Source organism: Granulicella mallensis MP5ACTX8, from assembly GCF_000178955.2.
In the GTDB taxonomy this organism is placed as follows: domain Bacteria; phylum Acidobacteriota; class Terriglobia; order Terriglobales; family Acidobacteriaceae; genus Granulicella; species Granulicella mallensis.
Genome location: NC_016631.1, coordinates 2,185,841 through 2,209,049, shown reverse-complemented (window position 1 = coordinate 2,209,049; position 23,209 = coordinate 2,185,841). Strand labels below are relative to the sequence as shown.

The following is a 23,209-nucleotide window of genomic DNA, read 5'->3' as shown; positions in this document are numbered from 1 at the left end:
ACTGCTCTAACGGTTCGCATAATAGGACGTTCGGTAGCGCAGCGTATAGCGAGCGCGCAGCGCCGGGTCCTTCAACTGGAGCTGAATATGCCGCAGATTATCTCTCCCAAGGCCCTTCTGCGGCGCGTAATAGCCCACCGTGTACTGCGTCCGCAGATCGTCCGAAACATGCTGAAACGCCGGGGCAAGATCGTGCTTGTCCTCGACGTAGTAGTACTTGCCACCGGTGTCGCGGGCTAGTTGGATCAGCGCATGCTCCCCGCCGGTATTGCGTCCGGCGTCAGCCGATACCGGAACGATAATCAGCGCGTAGATCATCGCTCCGGCACGCTGCGCCTGCTCCAGAGCGGCGTCGTAGCTGCCATGATGCGTCGTATTTTCTCCATCGGTGATGAGCACAAGAACGCGGCGCTGCCCTGCGCTGGTGGGCGTCTCACCCAATCGCTGGCTTGCAAGATAGACCGCGTCATACAGCGCCGTAGCATCGCCGTGATGAATCCGCCCGAGCCCGCTGTCGATCTTCTGCACATCGCTGGTGAAAGAGACGAGTTCATCGACGTCGTCGGCAAAGTCCATCAGGTCGATCTGGTCCTGCTTGCGCAGCAGCGACGCCATGAACTTCTTCGCGGCCTCACGCTCCAGATGCTCATCGTTGAAGACGCTCTCGCTGGCATCGATGGCGAGCACGATCTCCAACGGCGTGCTGGATTCGCGGTCAAAGTTGGCGATGCGCTGCGGCTTGCCATCTTCCGCCACCTCAAAGTCGGCAGCGCTCAAACCCGGTACGGGGGCACCCTGTTCATCCACGACATTGAGGGCCACACTGACCAGGCGGCTCTCGACATGAAGCGTGGGAATTTCGGGATTATGACGCTCAATGGGCGCAGGCTGCTGGACAGTCGTCTGGGACATTGCCAGGGCGGGCAACAACACAGCAGCCAGCGCAATGGCAGCCAGCCTCATCGTTTGGCCTCTCCAATATCCGGAGGAAACGGCTCGCCGTCGGCCCATACGGCCCCATCGACAAACTGCTCCCGCTTCCAGATCGGCACCGTCTTCTTGAGCGTGTCGATGAGCCAGCGACACGCGTCGAACGCCGCTCCACGATGGGCTGACGCCACAACGATCAGCACGCTCGTCTCACCGACGACCAGCCGCCCCAGGCGATGCACCAACGCCACCTCGCGCACACCGAACCTCGCGATCGCATGCTCACGCAGTTCGCGCATCTGGCGCAGCGCCATCTCCTCATAAGCCTCGTAGTCGAGATGCAGGGTCGCACGGCCTTTTGTGTTATCGCGCACAATGCCGTCGAAGACGCATACCGCACCGTCTGTCCCAGCCTTGATCCTGTTCGTGATGGCCACCGCGTCCATCGGCTCCCTCACCAGTTGGACGAGATCCCCTGAGCCATCCCCAGCCCCGCCACTTACAGGCGGCAGAATCGCCACCTCGTCACCATCGCAGAGGCTATGCCCTTCCGCCGCATACTCATGGTTCACCGCAACGGCTGCCGACCGCAGCATCTCCTCCGCAACCACACCCTCGCGGCGCAGCAAAGCCAGCAGATCAGCGACCGATTCCCCCACACGCAGTTCTCGCCACACGCCCCCCTCAGGGAATATCGTCTTCAGGGGACCGAACGAAACCAGGTGTACGCGCATGGTGGCAGGACGCATCTACAAAGAATACGCGAGTCGTTGCGGTATACTCGCCGGGAAATCTCTACCCTAAAACCGAACCCACGGAGGACTCATGTTCAAAGGATTTCGCGATTTCATCCTGCGCGGCAATGTAATGGACCTGGCGGTGGCCGTCATCATCGGCGCGGCCTTCACCTCGATCGTCACCGCGCTGACTACCAACATCATCAACCCCTTGTTGGGCGCGATCATCGGCAAGCCAAACTTCGACTACCTCGTCGCCCACGCTCATGGCGGCGAGATCAAGTACGGCACCTTCTTCACGGCGATCATCAACTTTCTGCTCATCGCCTCCGTGGTCTATTTCTTCATGGTGCTGCCCACACAATACCTGATGAAGAAGTTCAATCCTCCGCCTCCAGCCGAGCCCTCGACCAAGACCTGCCCCCAGTGCCTGAGCGAGATTCCGCTTGCTGCTTCCCGCTGCAAGTTCTGCGGACAGCCGGTAACGGCCTAAAACATACTCCGCCGCCCGAAGCACTGTTGCTCTCGCTTTTGCAGCTGCTTCTGCTGTTGCTGTTGCTGTTGCTCTTGCTCTTGCTCTTGCTCTTGCTCTTGCTCTTGCTCTTGCTCTTGCTTTTCTGGTTGTCATTCCGAGCGGAGCGAGTGAACCTGCTTCCTCCCGTTTTTCGCCAGTGTTGCCATAAAGTTATGCGGCAACGGCGCCATATTGCTTGTTTACGCCTGTTTTCGGGGCAGGAAGAGCAAAGAACGGGAGAAAGCAGGTTCACTCGTTACACTCGGAATGACAAGCAGAAAAGCAAATCCCCCTAAAGGACCCACCGTGACTCGCTCCTTTTCGAACTTCCTTCTCGTCTCCAGCGCCGCCGCACTCTTCTCCACCGTGGCACTTGCCCAGACACCCAGGGTCTTCGGCTACGCTGACTTTTCACAGCAGGCCAAGTGGGATGCCGCCTTTATGCCCGTGCCCGACGCGAAACTCGCCGGCGAACACCTGAAGACGCTGACCGCCGAACCCCACTGGGCCAGCTCTCCCGAAGACCACAAGACCGCGCTCTATGTCGCCGAAAAGTTCAAAGCCGCTGGCCTGCAGACCGAGATCGTGCCCTTCCGCGTGCTGCTGAATAAACCGGTCAAGATCGAGATCGAAGCCTTCGATGCCCAGGGCAAAAAACTCATGTCCGGACCTACCCCGGAACACGTCGATCCCAAGGAGTACGGCGGCGACTCCTTCCAGGACGATCCCCGTATCCTGCCCGCCTTCAACGGCTCCTCGGCCTCTGGCGATGTCACCGCAGAGGTCGTCTATGCCAACTACGGCACGCTTGAAGACTTCAAAAAGCTCGACGCCCTGAACATCAGCGTCAAGGACAAGATCGTGCTCGTGCGCTACGGCGCGAACTTCCGCGGCGTCAAGGTCTACATCGCCCAGCAGCGCGGCGCCAAGGGCGTGCTGATCTACTCCGATCCGGCCGACGACGGCTACACCCGCGGCGACGCCTATCCTCGCGGGCCATTCCGTCCAGCCTCTGCTGTGCAACGTGGCAGCGTGCAGTTCCTCCCCCTCTATCCGGGCGATCCGGAGACTCCCGGCATCGCCTCGACCCCCGACCTGCCCGATTCGCAGCGCATCACCGATCCGGCCAAGATGAATCAGCCGTCGATCCCCTCCAATCCGCTGTCTTATCAGGACGCCGCACCCATCCTGCAGCATCTCGACGGCCCGCTCTCGCCGCGCGAGTGGCAAGGCGCGCTTCCCTTCACCTATCACCTCGGCGGAACGGCATCGGTGAAGGTGCACATGCATCTCGAACAGGACTACAAGCTGCGCACCATCTGGGACGTCATCGGCAAGATTCCCGGCGACGATCCCAATGCCTGGGTCGTCGCGGGCAATCATCGCGACGCCTGGGTCTACGGCGCGGTCGATCCCAACAGCGGCACAGCCGCGATGCTCGAAACCGTGCACGGCTTAGGCGTACTGCTCAAGCAGGGCTGGAAGCCGAAGCGGACGATCGTCTTCGGAAGCTGGGATGCCGAGGAAGAGGGCCTGATGGGCTCGACCGAGTGGGCCGAGATGCACGCCGCTGAACTCTCCCACGCCGTCGCCTACTTCAACACGGACGTCGGCGTCGCCGGCCCAAACTTCGACGCCTCAGCTGTGCCCTCGCTCAAGGAGTTCGTCCGCGAGGTCACGCGCGAAGTTCCCAGCCCCAAGGGCGGCACCGTCTACGATCAATGGCTGAACGATCAGCATGAGGGTGCCGGCCGCCGCAAAGCCCCCGCCCGCAACAGGCATGATGCAAACGCTGAGGACGTACAGATCGGCACGCTGGGCTCCGGCTCCGACTACACGCCCTTCATCCAGCACCTGGGCGTTCCCTCCACCGACATCGGTTCGCAAGGCCCTTACGGCGTCTACCACTCGACCTTCGACGACTACAACTGGTTCATCCGCAACGCCGATCCCACCTTCGTCTACGAACAGCAACAGGCCCGCGTCTTCGGCCTTGAAGTGCTGCACATGGCCGACGCCGACGTCCTGCCCTACGACTACAAGCTCTATGGCAGCGAGATCGGAAGCTATCTCACCGAAGCAAGAACCCGTGCCACAGAAGCAAAGATGCAGGTGGACTTCAGCGCCGCCGCCACGGCAGCCAAACGCTTTGCCGCGGCTGGCGAACGTGCCTACCGGCTGCAATCCGCACCCACCCAGGGCGTCGATGCCGCACCGTTGAACGCAGCCCTCCGGAATGCCGAATCCGCCCTGCTCAACGACGCGGGCCTTCCGAAACGTCCGTGGTTCAAGCACACCATCTATGCTCCGGGTGAGTTCACCGGCTACGCAGCAGTAGTCATCCCCGGCGTCAACGAAGGCATCGACGAAGCCGACAACGCCCGCACGCAAGCACAACTCGACGCACTGGCAGCAGCACTGAATCGCTCAGCGGCGATTCTCGAAGGAGCCGCAGGGCTCTGAAAGCCACGTAGCGCTGAAACCGTGTCTCGTTAGAGGGTTGACAGTCCGGCTTATCCCAGCCTGGGGTTTTGCCCCAGGCTGGGATAAGCCGGGCCGTTGGCCCTATGTTATTGCCCAGTTTTACCCCGATCCCCTGCTGACGATCTGCTGTTACTGGAGTCTTACAAACACTGCCGTCAGGTGTACCCTACCTTCGAGGGGTGGAATGGACACGAAACCGTACAGCAAGACACTGCTGCAACAGGGTGAACTGCCGCTCCAGGGCCGTCGGCACAGCTATTGGGCGGTAGCGTCGGTCGCGTTTCACCTGTCCGTTCTCGGCGTGCTGTTTTATACCCGTCCACCGCACCTCAAACCTGTTCAACTGCCCGGCGATCCTAGCGGCCACCGATTGCTGCTCACCTACTCCCCCGGCATCAGCGCTCCACCCTCCGCACTCAAGACACCTAAACGGCCCACGAACAAACCCGTGATTCCACGTCCCACCCCCTTGCCTACCCCAGCCCCGGTTACACCAGCCCCGACCTCCGCCTCGACGAGCGCAGGCTCGTCTACGGGAGCCGATGCCCTCGGAGAGGGCGATACGACCCTCGCCCTGGTGGTTGTCCATCCTTCGCCGAAACCGGACCTGTCGCAGCTTCCCTCGGGTACGCGCGGAGATGTGGTCGTGGACGTGGTCATCGATAAGACAGGACGAATCGCGAAGTCATCGCTGGCTCGCGGACTTGGACACGGCATCGACGAGACGGTCCTCGCAGTGATCCAGCAGTGGACCTTCCAACCGGCAACACGCAATGGCGTTCCGGTAGACAGCGAGCAGGAACTGCTCTTCCACTACGAGCACGGCTGAGGCGTGCCTCTGTCTTTGCTGTTGCAGTTGTCACTTTGCTCTTGCTTTTCTTGTTGTCATTCCGAGCGGAGCGAGTGAACCTGCTTCCTCCCGCTCTTCCTTCGTACGACCCAGAAAGCATCTGGCAGGGCACAGTTCTTGTTGCCGCATATCATCTGTGGCAGCACAAGCAAAAAGCGGGAGACAGCAGGTTCACTCGCTCCGCTCGGAATGACAAGAAGAAGGGTAAAGGCAAGCAAAAGGCCCACGATATGACTCGTGGGCCTCTGTTTTCTCTACACTCTGCCTCACTACCGCAGCGCCATCTGTTCCGTAACAATCTGCGTCAGGTCCGGCTTCTTCAAGCCATGCACCTCTTCGTTGAACTTGTCCACCTTGCTGGACCAGTTCATGGAGCAGAACTTCGGCCCGCACATCGAGCAGAACGCCGCTTCCTTGTAGTAGTCGTCCGGCAGCGTCTCATCGTGCATGCTGCGCGCCGTCTCCGGATCGAGCGACAACGCAAACTGCTTGTCCCAATCGAAGGTATAGCGTGCATGCGAGATCGCGTCGTCGCGGTCGCGAGCGCCCGGACGATGCCGTGCAATATCCGCCGCGTGGGCCGCGATCTTGTACGCGATGATGCCGTCCTTCACATCCTTCTCGTTCGGCAGGCCGAGGTGCTCCTTCGGAGTCACGTAGCAGAGCATCGCCGCGCCGTGCCAGCCGATCATCGCCGCACCGATCGCCGAGGTAATGTGATCGTAGCCCGGAGCGATATCCGTAACCAGCGGCCCGAGCACATAGAAGGGCGCACCGTCGCAAAGCTCCACTTCCTTGTCGACCTGCTCCTTGATCTTGTCCATCGGCACATGGCCGGGGCCTTCGATCATCACCTGCACGTCGTCCTTCCAGGCCTGACGGGTCAACTCGCCGAGCGTCTTCAGCTCCGCAAACTGGGCTTCGTCGCTGGCATCGGCCACAGAACCGGGACGCAGACCGTCGCCCAGCGAGTAGCTGACATCGTACTTCGCCATGACCTTGGTGATGCGGTCGAAGTTCTCATACAGGAAGTTCTGCTTATGGTTCGCGGTCATCCACTGCGCCAGGATCGCGCCGCCACGGCTCACGATGCCCGTGATGCGCTTGGACACCATCGGCACATACTGAATCAGCACGCCTGCATGGATCGTGAAGTAGTCCACACCCTGCTGCGCCTGCTCTTCGATCACTTCGAGGTACAGGTCGATGTTGAGGTCTTCGACCTTCTTCACCCGCGAGAGCGCCTCATACAGCGGAACCGTTCCAATCGGCACGGGCGAGTGGCGAATGATCGCCTCGCGAATCATCGGGATATCCCCGCCGGTCGAAAGATCCATGACCGTGTCCGCGCCGTAGTGAACAGCGGTATGCAGCTTGCGCAGCTCTTCATCCACATTCGAACTCAGCGCCGAGTTGCCGATGTTCGCATTGATCTTGCACAGGCTCTCGACGCCGATCGCCATCGGCTCCAGCTCCGGGTGGTTGATGTTCGCCGGGATAATCATCGTCCCCTTGGCGATCTCGCTCCGCACCAGCTCCGCCGCAATCTTTTCCTTGTGCGCAACGTAGGCCATCTCTTCGGTAATCATGCCCTTGCGCGCGAAGTGCATCTGGCTCATGTTCCAGTCGTCGGTGCGCGCCGCCTCTTCCTTGCGCTTGACGACCCAATCCCTGCGCGGCATCGGTACGGTGTAATCGTTGCCGTGTGAGTGCCCATTGCCATTGCTGTGCCCATTGCCGTTGGTGCTCATGTGTCCCAATCTCCCTCGGAAACGCGCGTATTCGTCCGCGGCACGCTATTCCCGGTGTTATCGAATGAGTATACGCCGGGGCATGGTTCTCCTCGTTACTCGCATCTCGCGACTCGCAACTCCTGGCCCACCAGTTCTACCACTGCAATCACCGTCATCGAACACCGCCATCGCCCTTGATACAGTGATATCGATGAGCACGATCTCCCATCCCCTCCCCCTCGGCTTCCGCTGGTCCTCCGTCAAAGCCGGTATCAAAGCCAGCGGCAAGCCCGACGTCGCGCTCGCGGTCTGCGACGGCGGAGCCAGCGCAGCTGCCATGTTCACCAGCAATCAGGTCGTCGCCGCCCCCGTGACCGTCGGACGCAGACACCTGGTCACAACCGGCGGCCGCGTCTCGGCAGTCCTCGTCAACGCAGGCAATGCCAACTGCGCCACCGGAGAGCCCGGCATCGACGCCTGCCGCAAGAGCTGCATCGCCGTCGCCGAGCAGTTCGGCTGCGTCTTCGACGAGATCTTCCCCTCCTCCACCGGCATCATCGGCGTTCCGCTGCCTGTAGAAAAACTCATCGCCGCCGTCCCCGCCGCAAAGGCCTTGCTCGGCGACACCCCCGAGCACGCCGAAGCCTTCGCCACCGCGATTCTGACCACCGACACCAAGCTCAAAGTCGCCCATGCGAGTTTCGAGATCGAGGACCGCACCGTCAATCTCTTCGGCTGCGCCAAGGGAGCGGGCATGATCGGCCCGCAGCTCGTGCCGCACGCGACGATGCTGGTCTACCTCTTCACCGACCTCGCAGCGAACTCGGAGCATCTTGCCGCCATGCTGACCCCGGCGGTTGAAGGCAGCTTCAACTCGATCTCAATCGACGGCGATATGTCCACCAACGACACCGTGCTACTGCTCGCCAGCGGAAAGAGCGAAGTGGAAGCCAAAGGCGAAGCCGTTCCCGCCTTTGAAGCAGCCCTCAGGAGTGTCTGCGACTCCCTCGCCCACGCCATCGTCGACGACGGCGAAGGCGTCACCCACGTCGTCACACTGGAGATCACCGGCGCACGCTCCAACGCCGAGGCCCAGCAGATCGCGCGCACCATCGCCACCTCACCGCTCTGCAAAACAGCCTGGTCCAGCGCCGATCCGAACTGGGGCCGCCTGCTCGCAGCCGCTGGCCGTGCCGGTGTTGCCTTCGACCCCGCGACCGTCACTGTCACCATCGGCGGCCTGCCGGTCTTCGCCCACGGCACACGGGATGCAGCCTTCGACGAGGACGCTACCCACGCCGCCATGAGCAACCGCGAGTACACCATCCATCTCGATCTAGGCCAGGCCGAGGGCAAGTCGAAGTTCATCACCTGCGACCTCACCCACGAGTACGTCAGCATCAACGCCGACTACTCGACCTAGAACGTTCTTGGCTTTGCTTTTCTTGTTGTCGTTGTCTTTCTTGTTGTCATTCCCGCAGGGAATCTGCTGTCTGCTCGCACCGGCAACATCTCAATCTCGAGCAAAAACTAACTGGCATGGCTGAAGCATCAGCCATGCCAGTCAGTGTCTAGCGCCATGGGGAGGCCATTAAGCAGATTCCCTGCGGAAATGACAACAAAAAAGACAAATGCCAGAAGCCAACCCCACCTTAACGCGCGAATACCGGCTCTTCCAGCCCCGCCAGGACCCCACTCCCTAGCGCATCCCCATAAGGAACATTTATCGTAACAGTGGAAGTTTGCATACAAGGGGACTGTATAAATGCCGACAAACGTCGATGAGGCCGTAAAGACAGACATGACCGCAGAGGTCGCAGAGTGGATTGAAGCATTCGACGAAGTCGTCGCCCAGGATTGGGAACAAGGCGCCGCGTTGCTCTCCGCTCTCCGCACTCGCGCCCGCGAGGCGGGAGTCTCCGCCACCGGCGATGTCACGACGCCCTATCACAACACCATCCCCAAGCACGACGAAGTCCCCTACCCCGGTGACCGCTCGCTCGAGCGCCGCGTCGAAGCCCTCATCCGCTGGAACGCCATGGCGATGGTGCACAAGCAGAACAAGTACGACGCCGGCATCGGCGGCCACATCTCCACCTACTCCTCGCTCGCCACGCTGCTCGAAGTCGGGTTCAACCACTTCTTCCATGCCAAGTACCCCAGCGCCAACGGCGAACAGCCCGGCGACTTCATCTACTTCCAGGGCCATGCCTCGCCCGGAGTCTACGCGCGCGCCTATCTCGAAGGCCGCTTCGACGATGCCCGCCTCAAGAACTTCCGCCACGAACTTCGCGGCGAACCCGGCCTCTCGAGCTACCCCCACCCCTGGCTCATGCAGGACTTCTGGCAGTTCCCCACGGTATCGATGGGCATCGGCCCGCTGAACGCCATCTACCAGGCCCGCTTCATGAAGTATCTCGAGAACCGCAGCCTCATCGAGAAGACCGACCGCAAGGTCTGGGCCTTCGTCGGCGACGGCGAGACGGACGAGGTCGACACGCTCGGCGCAATCTCGCTTGGCTCCCGCGAGCACCTCGACAACCTGATCTTCGTCGTCAACTGCAACCTGCAGCGCCTCGACGGCCCTGTCCGCGGCAACAAGCGCATCATCGACGAGCTCGAAGGCATGTTCCGCGGCGCAGGATGGAACGTCATCAAGGTCATCTGGGGTTCGGACTGGGACGAGCTCTTCGAGCGCGACCATCAGGGTCTGCTGCTCAAGCGCATGGAAGAGTGTGTCGACGGCGACTTCCAGGCCTACAAGGCCAAGGGTGGCGCGTATCTGCGCCAGCACTTCTTCGGCAAGTATCCGGAGCTGGTGAAGCTCGTCGAAGACAAGACCGACGAGGAACTCGGCAAGCTGCACCGCGGCGGCCATGACCCCGCAAAGATCTACAACGCCTACAAGCGCGCGTTGGAGCACAAGGGCGGCCCCACGGTCATCCTCGCCAAGACCGTCAAGGGATACGGCATTGCCGCCGCGCAGGCACGCAACGCGACGCACTCTGAGAAGAAGCTCACCGACGAGGGCCTCGCGGCCTTCGTTCAGCGCTTCGATATTCCAATCCCCGAAGCTGCGGCCAAAGACGCCACCTTCTATCGCCCCGATCCCAGCGATCCGGCTATCCAGTACATGCAGTCGCGGCGCTCAGCGCTGGGCGGCTATCTGCCTGCCCGTGAAGTACCGAAGTCCACATTCGTCGCCCCCAAAATTGACTTCTTCAAGGAGTGGCTGGGCGGCTCCAAGGGACGCGCTGTCTCCACCACCACCGCCTTTGTCGGCGGCATGCTGCGCGCCATGCTCAAGGAGCCGACCATCGGCAAGCTGATCGTGCCCATCGTCCCCGACGAAGGCCGCACCTTCGGCATGGAGTCCGTGATCTCGCAGGTGGGCATCTACGCTCCCGAGGGCCAGAAGTACACCCCACACGACTCCGACATGCTGCTCAAGTATCGCGAGGAGAAGAGCGGCCAGATCCTCGAAGAAGGCATCACGGAAGCAGGCTCCATGGCCAGCTTCACCGCTGCCGGAACGGCCTACACCAACTACAAGATTCCGATGGTGCCGTTCTACATGTACTACTCGATGTTCGGCTTCCAGCGCATCGGCGACATGGCCTGGGCCTTTGCGGACTCACGCGGCAAGGGCTTCCTGATGGGAGGCACCGCCGGCCGCACCACGATGCTCGGCGAAGGCCTGCAGCATCAGGACGGCCACTCGCCCGTGATCTCCGGCACGATCCCCACCTGCCTCACCTATGATCCGGCCTACGCCTTCGAGATGGCCGTAGTCCTGCAGGATGGCCTGCGCCGCATGTATGAGGCCGGCGAAGACTGCTACTACTACATCACGATGTACAACGAGGACTACGCGATGCCCGCCATGCCCGAGGGCGAGGGCGTTCGCGAGGGCATCCTGCGCGGCATCTACAAGTTCAAGGCGGCTGAGAAGACCGCTCAGGTTCAGCTCTTCGGCTCCGGCCCCATCCTCAACGAGGCCGTCCGCGCACAGCAGATCCTCGCGGAGAAGTACAACATCGCCGCCGACGTCTGGAGCGTCACCAGCTACAACGAGCTCCGCCGCGACTGCCTCGACACCGAGCGCTTCAACCGCCTGCATCCCTCCGAGAAGGAGAAGACCCCCTACATCGTGCAGGCATTGGGCAAGGCCGCAGGCCCCATCGTTGCCGCCAGCGACTACATGAAGTCGCTGCCCGACTCTCTCTCCCCGTGGCTAGGCTCCCGCCTGGTTTCGCTAGGCACCGACGGCTTCGGACGCTCGGATAACCGCGAGCACCTGCGCCGCCACTTCGAGGTCGACGCCGAGTCCATCGTCGCCGCCGCACTGTCGAAGCTGGCCCGCGAGGGCGTCGTGAAGCCAAAGGTAGCGGAGAAGGCTTTCGCGGAACTCGGCTTGAATACAGAAGGTTCAGGCGCCGCACACGCCTGAACCTGACTGCGATCTGGTAATACTGTCTTACTTGAGATTCAACCTTCGTACGAGGCTCACTGTTTGTCTGAAAATCCGCTCCTCCCCCATCGCAGGTTGAAAGAGTTGCACGCGCTGATGTTGCGCTGCAACGAGTTTGATCGTCGTCACAAAGACAGCCCGGCGCGTGAGGCGCTGCTGGCGGCTGCAACGATCCATCTGCAGCCCGGCGACCTGCTCTCCGGCGAAGGCATCGATGCTACCGTCGAAGCTCTTGCTCCTCTGCCCAGGCCGAATGCCACTGCCACCGGAAAGTCAATGGGCAAGCCGAAGGGAGATCTTCGTCTGCCCAAGGGATCGAGGCTGACCCTCTGTGCCGCCGCAGCGCTGGGTTTGCAGACGGCAGGCTCGGATGGCATGGTCATGGCGCTTGCCACGGCGGGCTCTGCCGAAGCCGGTTGGGCCGCGGCCCTGGAGTATGCCCATCTCGCCCGTCTGCCGCTGCTGCTGGTCTGCTCAGACACCACGGCAGGCCGCCCCGCCCGTAAGGGCGCGTCGGCGCTCAACTGGCAGACCGTATCGAAGCTGGCAAAGAAGCTGCACTTTCCCGTGCTGTCAGTCGATGGCGAAGACGCGGTTGCGGTCTATCGTGTCGTGCAGGAGTCCGCCATCCGGGCCCGCGTCGGCGACGGCCCGGCCGTGATCTGGAGCGTGCTCACTCCCAAAGGCGCGAAGCAGAGCCGTTCCATGCAGCCGATCGCACGCATGGAGAGCTACCTCGCGGCACGCGGGTTATTTCCGGCAAAGCCAGCGAAGAAACCGCGCTCCTGAATCTTCGTTCGAACTCTCTTCAGGGTGAAAACTCGTGCGTTCCGGGTACACTGACAGCATGTCTCTTCCAAGGTTCCAGGGACGGGTGAGCCTGCTCGCCTGGCTGCTGATAGCTTTCATTGCAGTCACCTCCGCGCACGCCCAAACGCAGTCCGTCCCGGTTGTGCCCGTGCCGGTTCCTGCTCCTGCAAGCAGCCTTCCCTCCATGCCTGCGCCGATCCCGGTGAAGAACCTTGGAGACCAGCCGCAGCCCTCCGCACCGGCTCCTCAGAGTCCGTCCGTAACGACGCCGCTCGTCCCGGTACCTGCGCCACCCGCTCCGGCAAGCGCTCCCGTACCTTCTTCGCCCTCTCCGACCCTGACGGTCCCGGCCCCGACGTCGACTGCCCCGGCACCAGATCAACCATTTGCAGTTCCCGCAGCAGCTTCCTCTGAAGCCCCTGCCGCCCAGCTCCCCGTCGAAGTCGCATTGCCTGCCCCCGCCGCCGTTGCCTCCCTGCCGTCGATAGAGGCGTACGACTTCCTCACCCCGCCCAAACAGAAACAGTTCATCGACGCTCTGGGCTCGACCTACATCCCTGTCGATAGCCCGGTCTATCCCATGGCACTGCGTCTTTACTCCATGGGCTACCTCGACTCAGCGTTTATCTCCATGCGTCCCTGGACGCGGCGCAGCCTGCTCCACATGCTCGAGAAATCGACCCCTGAGATCATGGCCGACGGCAACGACCAGGCCACGGAGATCCTCGCCAAACTGAACGCAGAGTTGGCCGCGGAGGTTCCCGGCGGAAACTTTACCCGTGGCCGCGTCTACGGCCTTGAGACCGCCTACACGCGGTTCCTGGGCATCAGCGGGCAGTCTCTGCGCGACAGCTTCCACCTGGGCCAGACGATCGTGAACGACTATGGCCGGCCCTATGAGCCCGGCTTCAACAACATTACGGGCTTCTCCTCCGTAAACGAGATGGGCCGCTTCTCGCTCTACGTGCGCGGTGAGTATCAGCACGCTCCTTCCGGCGCCGGATACTCCACAGCTCTCACAGGCGAACTCTCCTGCATCGATGAGATTCCCTATCCTGACTCAGGCTGTAGCAATAACAACAACCTTACCCTCGCCGACTTCAATCTGAACCAGGCGACGATTCCCACGGGCCCGATCGCTGCACAAAATCCCTTCCGCCTGCAGGAAGCCGCCCTCTCCTTCCATGTGCTTGGCCATGAGATCTCCGGCGGCAAATCCGACGCCTGGCTGGGGCCCGGCATGGGCGGCGCGATGGCCTGGAGCAATAACGCCGAAAACATCTATTCCTTCCGCATCAATCGGGTCGAACCATTGCATATACCTTTGGTTTCGGACCTTCTGGGTCCCATCCGCTACGACTTCTTTGTGGGATCTCTGAAAGGGCACACCGATCACAACTCACCGTGGGTCCACTCGGAGATGTTCTCGTTCCGCCCCACAAAAAATGTCGAGATCGGCTTCCAACGGTCCGTCATCTGGGGTGGCGAGGGCCACGAACCTGTCAACATTCACACCTTCCTCAGAAGCTTCTTCAGTATCAGTGATACGACCGTCGCGGAAAAAAACTCCGCGGCCGATCCGGGAGCGCGCTTCTCTGCCTTCAATTTCTCCTGGCGTCTTCCCTACCTGCGCAAATACGTCACGCTTTATACGGATTCCGAATCGCACGACGACGTGACCCCACCCAGCGCCCCGCGCCGCGCTGCCTACAGACCTGGAGTCTACATCTCCCAATTCCCCCATATGCCGAAGCTCGACTTCCGCATCGAAGGTGTCAGTACCGATACCTCTACCCTGCGTAGTCTGACCGGCCAGTTCAATTACTACGAAGGTCAACAGCCCCAGGGCTACACCAACAAGGGCTTCATCATGGGTGACTGGATTGGGCGCGAGGCCAAAGGCGGTCAGGCGTGGCTCACCTATCACCTCTCCGGAAATGAGTGGGTGCAGCTTGAGTATCTGAACAAGAAGACGCCGAAAGACTTCATCCCCGGCGGAACGACACAGAACCAGTTCAAGGTCGATGTCGTAAAGCGGCTTCCCCACGATATTGAACTGAACGCATGGCTACAGTACGAGCGCTGGAAAGCTCCTGTGCCGCTCGTCCTTCCAGGGGCGCCTCTCTACATCGTCGGACCACCGCAATATCTCCCAGGCCCGCAAAACGATACGGCCATCGCCGTGCAGCTTACATGGCATCCCAGGCTGCACACCGAGCCGAATCTCGCAGGGCGTTGATCGATTGAAGCGCTACGCCATGCAGGATACGTAAAAGGGATAAAGATTTTTCCCGATATTTGTATTAACCCATCGCCTGATCGAGCAAAACAACAGGACCGGGCTGTGAAACATAAATGCTCTCGAGCTATTAAGCCCGAGAGCATTTATGTTTTCTCTTAGAATTCAATCGTCAAAGCTAAGTCGCTGTTCCTAATCCAACGACCCACCGCGTTCAATTACTCACCGCCCTGAGGCAAGGAACCACATCCGTCTCTAAGCAGTTTTATTGACGCCGCGAGCAACGACTCAATCGGAGAAGCACTGGTATGAACGAGACATAACGAACCGTTTACAGTGGCAGCGCTAATGGTTTGCTCTCCCTCGTAGCCCTGATTGATAACAGGCCCCCAAAGCGCTTCGATCGTGAGATCCCCAAAATCAGCCTGGAAGGGTACCCTGCCAAGGTTTGACACCATCAACTCAAAACCGATCGACGCGGCTGATATCGATGAGACCGCAGCGGAATCTGCACCATTTGCCGTGGCCATATCGAAGAATCCTAGACCATAGGCGATTCCTTGAGGACTTTGCTGAGGTGTCAGCTCTTGCTTGATGGTGCGGGCCAAAGCCCAAAGATCGTCGTCAGGTAAAGGATCCATCGCCGTTATTCCCGCACTGAGAGCTACGACGCAATCGTCCTGCAAGCCGAGCATATTGCGGAGATTGATCGGAGAAAAGACGCGAACTGGGTCTTGCCTCCAGACCGGAGAGAGGGCGCGGCCCGCAAGTACGGCTGCAGCTGCGATTCCCGCATGAAGCGTTGTGTCTTGCCGCCTTGCAGCTTCGATCAGTGCCTGTGTCTCTTGTTGCGTGAATTGAACAGCGTCAACCTGAGGGTAAAAGGACTCGACCACCTGGAAGCTCACAGGTCTCGGTGTAGCCGCCGATCCGGAACTGGGAGCCGGCATTGTCTCTGGGTCGGCAAACAGATCCCCCTGCGATGCCGGGACCAGGTGTGTTTCAAGGGCCTTGCCCGCAACAGCGGAGACGAGGTCACGCAGAAGAAACGCGACTGACATCCCATCGGCAATGGAGTGATGGACGGAAAGCATGATCTCGCAACGGTCATTGCCGTGGAGTAAGGTCGCCCGGATAAGGGGAGCCTTCGAGGCATCAAAGGGTTCACTCAAATCCTGGGCAGCAATGCCCTGCCATTGTTGAGGTGTGCTACGTTCGAACACCGTCAGCGGAATGGATTGAATATCGTCTCGCATGAAGCTTATTTGCGAGCGCTCACGTTCGGCGATGAAGACATTCAGGAGCGGATGCCGCAGCTGAAGCTGATTCAAAGCCTCTCGCCACATAGCGGGGGTTGTTGAACCCGAGACTTCAGCAGTAATCGAATAATGATTCGAGCGATTCTGGTTCATCAGATAAAACCAGCGCTCAAGCGATCCAAGCTCACGAACGACCGATGGGCTCTGAGCTCTATCAACTGCTTCCTCCACTTTCGAATCAGCGTGCGCCGAGCGGTTTGCAGGATGCGCCCCTGTGGTGCGGTTTATTGTTTCGTAATTCATCAATCCTCTTCCGTTCGGGCAGGCTGAGATGACTTACGAAAAGTCCCTTGCTCGAACTGTTCCGAAGATAGAAAAGAGGGGTGGATGAATCTTCCGGCAAAGTGCCGTCGTTCCAGAATCCTGCTATGAATTGCGACGGTACTCGCCAGGTGTTGTCTGAAGCTGCTTTCGGAAGGTGTCAGTCATATGACCCTGGCTTGAAAAACCACACAAGAGTGCAACTTCCGCGACGGGGAGCTGCTTCTGCTTCAGAAGTTGTTGAGCACGGTGTAACCGCCTCCCCAGTAGATATTGATGCGGCGTTTTTCCCACTGCCAATTGGAACATCCGAAGAAAATGAGATTTGCTGTATCCACTCTCCTGCGAAAGCACTTCCAATGTCAGAGTGTGTCCAAGCTCGGCTTCGATTCGATCCTGTACCCGAGTGAGGATATGGGGCGGTAGACCGGAGGTGGTCGCAACACCGGACGTCCCCACAACGCAATCGACGAGCAAAAATCGTACCCCGAGCGCGTGCGCAAGAGAGTCAGCATAGAGAGCTCCTGAGGGAGCTCCTGTTTGCAACTCCTCGCTCAGTAATTGGAGGATGGCTTCGATGGAGGCCTCATGAACGCCGGATTGAAAGGAAGGAATGGCGGAACAATGGCAGTCCATCTCCTCGGCGATTGAACCGATGAATTCCAGGTCCAACGCGCAGTAGATGAAGTCGGCAGGCGTAAACAGGGAGACTGCTGGAACAGGTCCGGCGGGAACGAGGGTGATCGTCTTAGGTTTCTTCGTAAAGGGGACAACCGTTCCTCGCCCCAGGCGACGCTCGCCCCTTGTCGGACCGGACTTAAGCTGGAAGATTACATGCTTATCTACGGAAGAAGGCAGGACGGCATCGACGCCGCTATGAAATTCCTCTAAAAACAGGCCCTGACATCGAAGGGCGGCACCCGATCTCAGCTTTGGAGTGTTCGAGAGCTTTTCAGCTTCAAATCCGCCTTCGCTCTCGCTCATCGCCGTCCTCACCACTTGCTCAAACCGGCGGGATGCCGGATATAAAAAGATTACAGGCTTTCGCAGCTTAAACGGCGACTTAGCCAAGCATCAGAGCCCGATCGGCGAAGCCGGAGTCTTGTCAGATCAACCCTGAACAGCAGTAAAAACGAACCGGTTCCTGGAATGATCCACTCAAAGCCACGACTAACATATCTAGACCGATAGGAAGAATCATCTTCTTCCCGTCAGATGCAGGTAATTACGACCACCTTCTGATGGAGAAACACGCAACTGCATGGTTTATTCCCGAACCAGGCATAGAGATAAAAGGCCTCGGGCGTTTGAGCCCGAGGCCTTATCTTCTAGTGCTCGATGGTCAAAGCGAAAAAATGAACATCAGACGCTTCCGCATCCTGCCCATAATCACCGGCTTTGAAGTAGCTGTTAGGAGCATCGAGCGAGTAAGTGCTAAGAGTTTTAAAGTTGCCATTGATAGCGACCTTCAGCAGGTTGCCAGAGTATTCAATCTCATAGCTGAACTGGGTACCAACCGGGACATTGCCGAGTGAGGTGAGAACCTCATCGCCCCCCGAGCGAGTCTGCTCAACACCAATGCTGATATTGCCACTGGAGTCGTAGTACAGCTCGCAGACGGGCTTGGAAGAGATGCTGTCGTCGATGTGGATCTGTCCAATAACGGTCTTGCCGCCAGCGTTTTCGACAGCAAGCGTCGCCTTGAGACGGTTGGTCGCGGCGTTCGGGCTCCAGCTCGCGGCACTGCCGTTACTGGGGTTTACCTCACGCAGCTCTGTGCGGCAATGCGCGGAGTTAGGCGTGGTGACACAGTTGACTCCTGGGTCCTTGAAGACCATTGCTCCATCGCCGCTCTCGGTGAAGAAGTACGAGAAATTCTCATAGCCATTCTGCAGCGCCGAGCTTGATTCGGTGGTGGGGTTTCCAGTGGAACCGATAGGAAGCTGAAGCTCCCAATAGGTCATATTGAAGTTGCTTCCCGGTGGCACGCTCGGGTTCAGAGCGTAGACAGACAGAGGCATGGCCGCGGCTGCCCCTAGCAGAAGAAAGAGACGAGTGTACGAACGTCTGCGCGTTGCAGGTTCGATTGCAGAGACCTTAGTTCCAAAGATGGATTGCATGTGCTTCTCCTAAATGGATTGGTGAGACGGTGCGGCGCAGCGTCCCGGGCCCAGGACACTGAACGCTCTCGCTTCTGTGCTGCCATGAAGTTCAAATCATGGACAGGTTAAAGCTCGAAGCGGCACCACAATACGCGCACATTTGGAGAAGTTGCAAGCTCAAACTGTTTATTAATTTGTTGCCTGACTGAAGTTGAGACCACTCAGACAACCGGTTTACTAGAGCACATCAACAAATTCTCTCTCTTAGCATGCAAATACTTTGCCATGTCATGAACCGGAAGGGCACGGTTTCAACCGTGCCGTAAAACGTCGAACTGAAAGCTTGTACCGCTCTGCCGGAGGCTAGAGTGGAGGCGCAGCCGGAACGACTGAATTGCCTTCTTCGGTGGGGACGAACAAGCCTGGCCATCAACACGAATCGTTGCGGCGGAACATCTCTGTTCCGCCGCAACATGCATTTATCGAATGTCGCCCTGATGGAGATAGAAGACCGAGCGGCCTTCCCCTGCCGGATCGCTGCTGCCGCCACCGCCTTCGGTAAGCACCCACATGTTAGGAGTACTGGTGGCATACATGCCCTCCGGATGATACGGCGCCGTTCCGGCGTCGTAGCTCCAGCTTTCGGTAGCAACATTCTCGCCAACACGGTAGATGAAGCCGTTTTCATACGTTGACGCAAGATAGTAAGTATCGGTCGGGTAGGAGACCCCGTCGGAGTCCAGATTATTGTCCGAAGCTATCCCCTGCACGTCGCTTTCGTTCATGTAGTACACACGGAAGGGAGAGACATAGCCTGCCGTATCGACCGCTAACTCACCCGTACTCGCAACCGGCCACATGTACATGCGCCCGTTCAGGAAGCTCGAGTCGCCATTGCAGGCCGAGCCATCCGCAGCCGCTCCGCAGTACTCGCCCGAAAGCAGGTAGTTGGTCGCGCGACGCCAGTCATACCCGCCCCACGAGAACTTCGGATTGCACGTAGCCGAGATCGCAGTACCGCTCTCCGTTGTGCTGGGCACAGAGTACTCAGCGACCTGGGGCACCATGAACTCATAGCCGCCCGCGCAGTAGTCTCCGGCACTGTTCTTGCCAAAGATCGGAGTGCCGTCCGATGCGGTGCAGGCGGTCGTGTTTACCTTGCGAATGTTGTTGAGGTCGAAGACGTGGAAACCGGAGCCTTCCGTGACGTAGAGATAGCGCCCGCCCGTAAAGGCCGCGATACCGCCCGCATGCTCGGCGATCGCCTCATAGGTCCCTGGGCCAGTAGGCAGAACCATCTGGATATCGCGATAGACAACATTGCTCAGGTCGGCGACATCGACGATCGACAGGCGGGTTCCGTGGCTCGGACTTGCCCCACTCCAGTTCCAGCTAGCGAAACCCATCTCGTCGCCATTCACCGAACCGATGGTGAAGCCCTGCGGAGACCAGCTCCCCGTCGTCTCGTCGGTTGAATCCCATTTGAAGCCATTGCCGTAGCCCGTCGCATGCGGATGGTCCGACGAAGAGATCGTCGGCGCAGCGAGGGTGAGATGACCATTCGCGACAAACGTGCTCAAAGTGTAGTTCGTGCCAACACCGTCAAGATCGGTGATGCTGGAGGTCCACTTATTGTTGTCGTGCAACTGAACACAGGCTTGATCGGCCGTGTCGACTGTCATCTTTGCACCGCGGGTATGCGTCTGTGCAAAGGCTGGAAACGCCGACGCGAAAAGCGCCAGACCGAAACAGAACTTCCTATCCAATCGATTCATAAAATCCTCTATTTTGAGATTGATTACGGAACACCCGGGAAATTACGGACGCTCAACGCTCTCTCTAAAGGATTCATGCGTTAAAGCTGAAACCATCCACTGCGAAGCCTGACAACCTGAAATGGATGGTTAGGCATTTTTATATGGGGAACGGCACAACCGTCGATATCAGAATGGAGAATATTGAATGAATTATGAGGGGAGATACAGCAACCGCAATGCGGTGCGTTTTTCCTGCTGTTGCTTTTCTTGTTGTCATTCCCGCAGGCAATCTGCTCTTGCTCTTGCTCTTGCTCTTGCTTTTGCTTTTGCTTTTGCTTTTCTGGTTGTCATTCCGAGCGCAGCGAGCGAACCTGCTGTCTCCCGTTCTTCGTTCGGATTACTCGCATAGTGAGTAGAGCCAAGAAGTTTAGCTCGTACCAGCACGAGTTAAAAACGGGAGGAAGCAGGTTCGCTCGCTGCGCTCTATTGCTTCTCCCGCTCCACACACGCCTTGAAGTAATCCAGTGACTTCGCCAGACCCTCGCGAAGCGGCACCTTGGGCTCCCATCCCAGCAGCGTCCTCGCCTTCGTGATATCCGGCTTGCGCTGCTTTGGATCGTCCTGCGGCAAGGGCTGAAACGCGATCTCGCAGTGCGAACCCACTAAGGCCTGGATCTCCTTCGCGCACTCCAGGATCGTCCACTCCACGGGATTACCAATGTTCGTCGGCAGGTGTTCGTCCGACTTCGCCAGCCGCACGATGCCTTCGATAAGGTCCGAGCAGTAGCAGAAGCTGCGTGTCTGCGAACCATCTCCATAGATCGTCAGGGCCTCACCACGCAGCGCCTGCATCATCAGGTTGGAGATGACACGCCCATCATTCGCCTGCAGGCGCGGCCCATAGGTATTGAAGATGCGTACCAGGTGCGTATTCACGCCGTGATAGCGGTGATACGCCGCCACCGCAGCCTCGGAGAAGCGCTTGGCCTCGTCATACACCGAACGCGGTCCGATAGGGTTCACGTTCCCCCAGTAGCTTTCCACCTGGGGATGCACCTCGGGGTCGCCGTAGCACTCTGATGTCGACGCATGCAGATAGCCCGCGCCATACTTCTTCGCAAGTTCCAGTGTGTTCAGCGTACCGGCCGAACCCACCAGCAGTGTCTCGATCCCCAACCGCATATAGTCCACGGGAGAGGCCGGTGAGGCGAAGTTGAACACAAAATCAACTCGCCCCAGGTCGAAAGGCTTGCAGATATCCAGTTCTTCAAAGCGAAAACGAGTCTCGCCTGCAAGGTGCTCCAGGTTCGCGGGGTTGCCGGTGCACAGGTTATCGACACCCAGCACGTCGTTGCCTTCAGCCAGGAGAGCATCGCACAAGTGAGAGCCGAGAAAACCCGCGGCTCCGGTTACAAGAATCGTCTGAGACGCCATCCGGCCTTCCCTTTTCCTTCCAAGTGCTTTTATTTTTGTGAACCGGCTGAGGTCGGAACCTTGGACTGCTCCCGGGTATGGGTTTGCGTGATCGTAGGACGGCCAACGCTCATATACGTGAACCCATGATCGAACATGACATTCGGGTCATAGAGGTTGCGTCCATCAATCACGATCGGATACCGCAGCGTCGCGTTCAGCTTGCGCAGATCGAGCTGGGCAAACTCCGGCCAGTCGGTCAGGATGAGCAACGCGTCGGCATCTGCCGCCGCCTCATCGATATTCGAGGCATAACGCATCTGCGCGCTTGCCGGCAGCTCAGCCTCCGCCCTCTTCATGGCTGCGGGATCGTAAGCCACCACCGAACAACCTTCAGCCAGCAGCATCTCGACAAGGTCGATCGCCGGGGATTCGCGGATATCGTCGGTATCGCCCTTGAAGGCAAGCCCGAGCACAGCAAGCTTTTTGCCACGCAACGTCCAGAGAGCCGAACGCACCTTGCTCAGGAAACGCTTCTTCTGGCCGACGTTGATCTTCTCAACTTCGCTCAGCAGGCTGAAATCGACGCCCATCTGTTCCGCCACGGAACGGAAGGCAGCAACGTCCTTCGGGAAGCACGATCCGCCATAACCGATGCCCGGGCGCAGGAACTTCGGCCCAATGCGCGAGTCTAGTCCAATGCCGCGAGCAACCTGCTCGACATTCGCATCAGCAGCCTCACAAAGATTCGATACCGCATTAATAAAGGAGATCTTCAGTGCCAGGAATGCGTTGGACGCGTGCTTGATGATCTCGGCGCTCTTCGTTGAGGTCTGCAGGAGCGGCGGCGGAGCCGAGGTCGAGCAGCAGCCTGCGATAGCGCCTTCATTCTTGTAGTAGTCGCCCTCGGTCAAAGGAGCATAGATCGCGCTCAGCAAGGCCGCAGCACGTTCGCTATCGGCGCCGACGACGATGCGATCCGGATGCAGGAAGTCGGCGACCGCCGTGCCTTCGCGCAAAAACTCCGGGTTCGACACAACATCGAACATCTCCCGATTGACCCCATTGCGCTCGATAACACGCCGGATCCACTCATTCGTGTAGACCGGAACGGTGCTCTTTTCCACGATCACCTTGTAGCTGGTGATGTGGCGAGCAATCTCGCTGGCAACAGCCTCCACATACGACAGGTCGGCGTCGCCGCTATCGGATTGAGGCGTTCCCACCGCGATAAAGATCGCCGAGCACTCGTTCGTGGCCTCCGCCAGATCGGTGGTGAAACGCACCCGCGTGTTGCGGTAACGCTCCAGCAGTTCAGGCAGGTGGTGCTCGTGGATCAGCGTATCGCCGCCCTGCAGCGCGGCAACCTTGCGCTCGTCGTTATCGACGCAGATGACCTGGTGGCCCATCTCCGCAAAACACATGGCCGCAACAAGGCCAACATAACCGGAACCGACAACTGCTATTTGAATGGAATGACTCATAAGGATAGTGAGATAGCCCGTAAAAATGGTTTCCTGAAAGGGATCGAAGCGATCAGGTATTTCTGTCATTGTAGAGCTTCCGAGGGCAACCGTTTGTGGCAAACC

General features: G+C 59.2%; 16 protein-coding genes. 7 read left to right on the top strand and 9 right to left on the bottom strand.

The window, feature by feature from the left end; translation table 11 throughout:
• Window positions 1–6: 6 nt before the first annotated feature.
• Complete coding sequence (locus ACIX8_RS09410; protein WP_014265108.1) at window positions 7–963, bottom strand: VWA domain-containing protein; 957 nt, start codon at window positions 961–963, stop codon at window positions 7–9.
• Window positions 960–1,607, bottom strand: a complete 648-nt coding sequence (locus ACIX8_RS09405; RefSeq protein ID WP_223295496.1) for a molybdenum cofactor biosynthesis protein — start codon at window positions 1,605–1,607, stop codon at window positions 960–962. The genes ACIX8_RS09410 and ACIX8_RS09405 overlap by 4 nt, the downstream gene beginning before the upstream one ends.
• A 148-nt stretch (window positions 1,608–1,755) precedes the next feature.
• Between ACIX8_RS09405 and mscL the strand changes: the two genes are divergently transcribed.
• From mscL to ACIX8_RS09385, 3 genes are all read left to right on the top strand, one after another.
• Window positions 1,756–2,160: a large conductance mechanosensitive channel protein MscL gene (gene mscL / locus ACIX8_RS09400; protein ID WP_014265106.1), complete on the top strand. Its 405-nt coding sequence runs from the start codon at window positions 1,756–1,758 to the stop codon at window positions 2,158–2,160.
• A gap of 327 nt (window positions 2,161–2,487) precedes the next feature.
• Window positions 2,488–4,644 (top strand): M28 family metallopeptidase, encoded by a 2,157-nt coding sequence (locus ACIX8_RS09390; RefSeq protein WP_014265105.1) that lies wholly within the window; start codon window positions 2,488–2,490, stop codon window positions 4,642–4,644.
• Between the two features lie 205 nt (window positions 4,645–4,849).
• On the top strand, window positions 4,850–5,494 hold the full coding sequence (locus ACIX8_RS09385) for a TonB family protein (protein WP_014265104.1): 645 nt from the start codon (window positions 4,850–4,852) through the stop codon (window positions 5,492–5,494).
• 290 nt (window positions 5,495–5,784) lie between these two features.
• Here ACIX8_RS09385 and thiC read toward each other — a convergent pair whose 3' ends face one another.
• Complete coding sequence (gene thiC / locus ACIX8_RS09380) at window positions 5,785–7,266, bottom strand: phosphomethylpyrimidine synthase ThiC (protein ID WP_014265103.1); 1,482 nt, start codon at window positions 7,264–7,266, stop codon at window positions 5,785–5,787.
• A 193-nt stretch (window positions 7,267–7,459) separates the two neighbouring features.
• Here thiC and argJ point away from each other — a divergent pair, with 193 nt between their 5' ends.
• The 4 genes from argJ (at window position 7,460) to ACIX8_RS09360 (ending at window position 14,768) form a co-directional block, all read left to right on the top strand.
• Window positions 7,460–8,671: a bifunctional glutamate N-acetyltransferase/amino-acid acetyltransferase ArgJ gene (gene argJ / locus ACIX8_RS09375; RefSeq protein WP_014265102.1), complete on the top strand. Its 1,212-nt coding sequence runs from the start codon at window positions 7,460–7,462 to the stop codon at window positions 8,669–8,671.
• Between the two features lie 342 nt (window positions 8,672–9,013).
• Window positions 9,014–11,698: a pyruvate dehydrogenase (acetyl-transferring), homodimeric type gene (gene aceE, locus ACIX8_RS09370; protein ID WP_014265101.1), complete on the top strand. Its 2,685-nt coding sequence runs from the start codon at window positions 9,014–9,016 to the stop codon at window positions 11,696–11,698.
• Window positions 11,699–11,761: 63 nt separating this feature from the next.
• The gene (locus ACIX8_RS09365; protein WP_014265100.1) at window positions 11,762–12,508 is read left to right on the top strand and encodes a dehydrogenase E1 component; all 747 of its coding nucleotides are present in this window, start codon (window positions 11,762–11,764) and stop codon (window positions 12,506–12,508) included.
• A 58-nt stretch (window positions 12,509–12,566) separates the two neighbouring features.
• Window positions 12,567–14,768 (top strand): capsule assembly Wzi family protein, encoded by a 2,202-nt coding sequence (locus ACIX8_RS09360; RefSeq protein ID WP_223295495.1) that lies wholly within the window; start codon window positions 12,567–12,569, stop codon window positions 14,766–14,768.
• 218 nt (window positions 14,769–14,986) lie between these two features.
• Here the strand turns inward: ACIX8_RS09360 and ACIX8_RS09355 are convergent, their stop codons facing one another.
• The 6 genes from ACIX8_RS09355 to ACIX8_RS09325 all read right to left on the bottom strand — a co-directional run bounded on the left by ACIX8_RS09355 (window position 14,987) and on the right by ACIX8_RS09325 (window position 23,104).
• Entirely contained in the window at window positions 14,987–16,330 is a 1,344-nt protein-coding gene (locus ACIX8_RS09355; protein ID WP_014265098.1) for a condensation domain-containing protein, read from the bottom strand.
• A gap of 123 nt (window positions 16,331–16,453) precedes the next feature.
• Window positions 16,454–17,332, bottom strand: coding sequence for a helix-turn-helix domain-containing protein (locus tag ACIX8_RS24515; protein ID WP_014265097.1), 879 nt, complete (start codon window positions 17,330–17,332; stop codon window positions 16,454–16,456).
• A gap of 344 nt (window positions 17,333–17,676) precedes the next feature.
• Window positions 17,677–18,468 carry a polysaccharide lyase family 7 protein gene (locus ACIX8_RS09345; RefSeq protein ID WP_014265096.1) on the bottom strand — a complete coding sequence of 264 codons (792 nt, stop codon included), beginning with the start codon at window positions 18,466–18,468 and terminating at the stop codon, window positions 17,677–17,679.
• A 461-nt stretch (window positions 18,469–18,929) separates the two neighbouring features.
• Entirely contained in the window at window positions 18,930–20,225 is a 1,296-nt protein-coding gene (locus ACIX8_RS09340) for a hypothetical protein (protein ID WP_014265095.1), read from the bottom strand.
• A gap of 465 nt (window positions 20,226–20,690) precedes the next feature.
• Window positions 20,691–21,641, bottom strand: a complete 951-nt coding sequence (locus ACIX8_RS09330) for a UDP-glucuronic acid decarboxylase family protein (RefSeq protein ID WP_014265094.1) — start codon at window positions 21,639–21,641, stop codon at window positions 20,691–20,693.
• 29 nt (window positions 21,642–21,670) lie between these two features.
• Window positions 21,671–23,104: a UDP-glucose dehydrogenase family protein gene (locus ACIX8_RS09325; protein WP_014265093.1), complete on the bottom strand. Its 1,434-nt coding sequence runs from the start codon at window positions 23,102–23,104 to the stop codon at window positions 21,671–21,673.
• Between the last annotated feature and the right edge of the window lie 105 nt (window positions 23,105–23,209).

Excerpts from the sequence above, each read along its gene's own strand:
- ACIX8_RS24515 (WP_014265097.1), bottom strand. The coding sequence starts at position 17,332 with ATGAGCGAGAGCGAAGGCGGATTTGAAGCTGAAAAGCTCTCGAACACT.
- ACIX8_RS09330 (WP_014265094.1), bottom strand. The coding sequence starts at position 21,641 with ATGGCGTCTCAGACGATTCTTGTAACCGGAGCCGCGGGTTTTCTCGGC.
- ACIX8_RS09385 (WP_014265104.1), top strand. The coding sequence starts at position 4,850 with ATGGACACGAAACCGTACAGCAAGACACTGCTGCAACAGGGTGAACTG.
- mscL (WP_014265106.1), top strand. The coding sequence starts at position 1,756 with ATGTTCAAAGGATTTCGCGATTTCATCCTGCGCGGCAATGTAATGGAC.
- aceE (WP_014265101.1), top strand. The coding sequence starts at position 9,014 with ATGCCGACAAACGTCGATGAGGCCGTAAAGACAGACATGACCGCAGAG.
- ACIX8_RS09355 (WP_014265098.1), bottom strand. The coding sequence starts at position 16,330 with ATGAATTACGAAACAATAAACCGCACCACAGGGGCGCATCCTGCAAAC.
- thiC (WP_014265103.1), bottom strand. The coding sequence starts at position 7,266 with ATGAGCACCAACGGCAATGGGCACAGCAATGGCAATGGGCACTCACAC.
- ACIX8_RS09410 (WP_014265108.1), bottom strand. The coding sequence starts at position 963 with ATGAGGCTGGCTGCCATTGCGCTGGCTGCTGTGTTGTTGCCCGCCCTG.
- ACIX8_RS09325 (WP_014265093.1), bottom strand. The coding sequence starts at position 23,104 with ATGAGTCATTCCATTCAAATAGCAGTTGTCGGTTCCGGTTATGTTGGC.
- ACIX8_RS09340 (WP_014265095.1), bottom strand. The coding sequence starts at position 20,225 with ATGAATCGATTGGATAGGAAGTTCTGTTTCGGTCTGGCGCTTTTCGCG.
- ACIX8_RS09345 (WP_014265096.1), bottom strand. The coding sequence starts at position 18,468 with ATGCAATCCATCTTTGGAACTAAGGTCTCTGCAATCGAACCTGCAACG.
- ACIX8_RS09360 (WP_223295495.1), top strand. The coding sequence starts at position 12,567 with ATGTCTCTTCCAAGGTTCCAGGGACGGGTGAGCCTGCTCGCCTGGCTG.
- argJ (WP_014265102.1), top strand. The coding sequence starts at position 7,460 with ATGAGCACGATCTCCCATCCCCTCCCCCTCGGCTTCCGCTGGTCCTCC.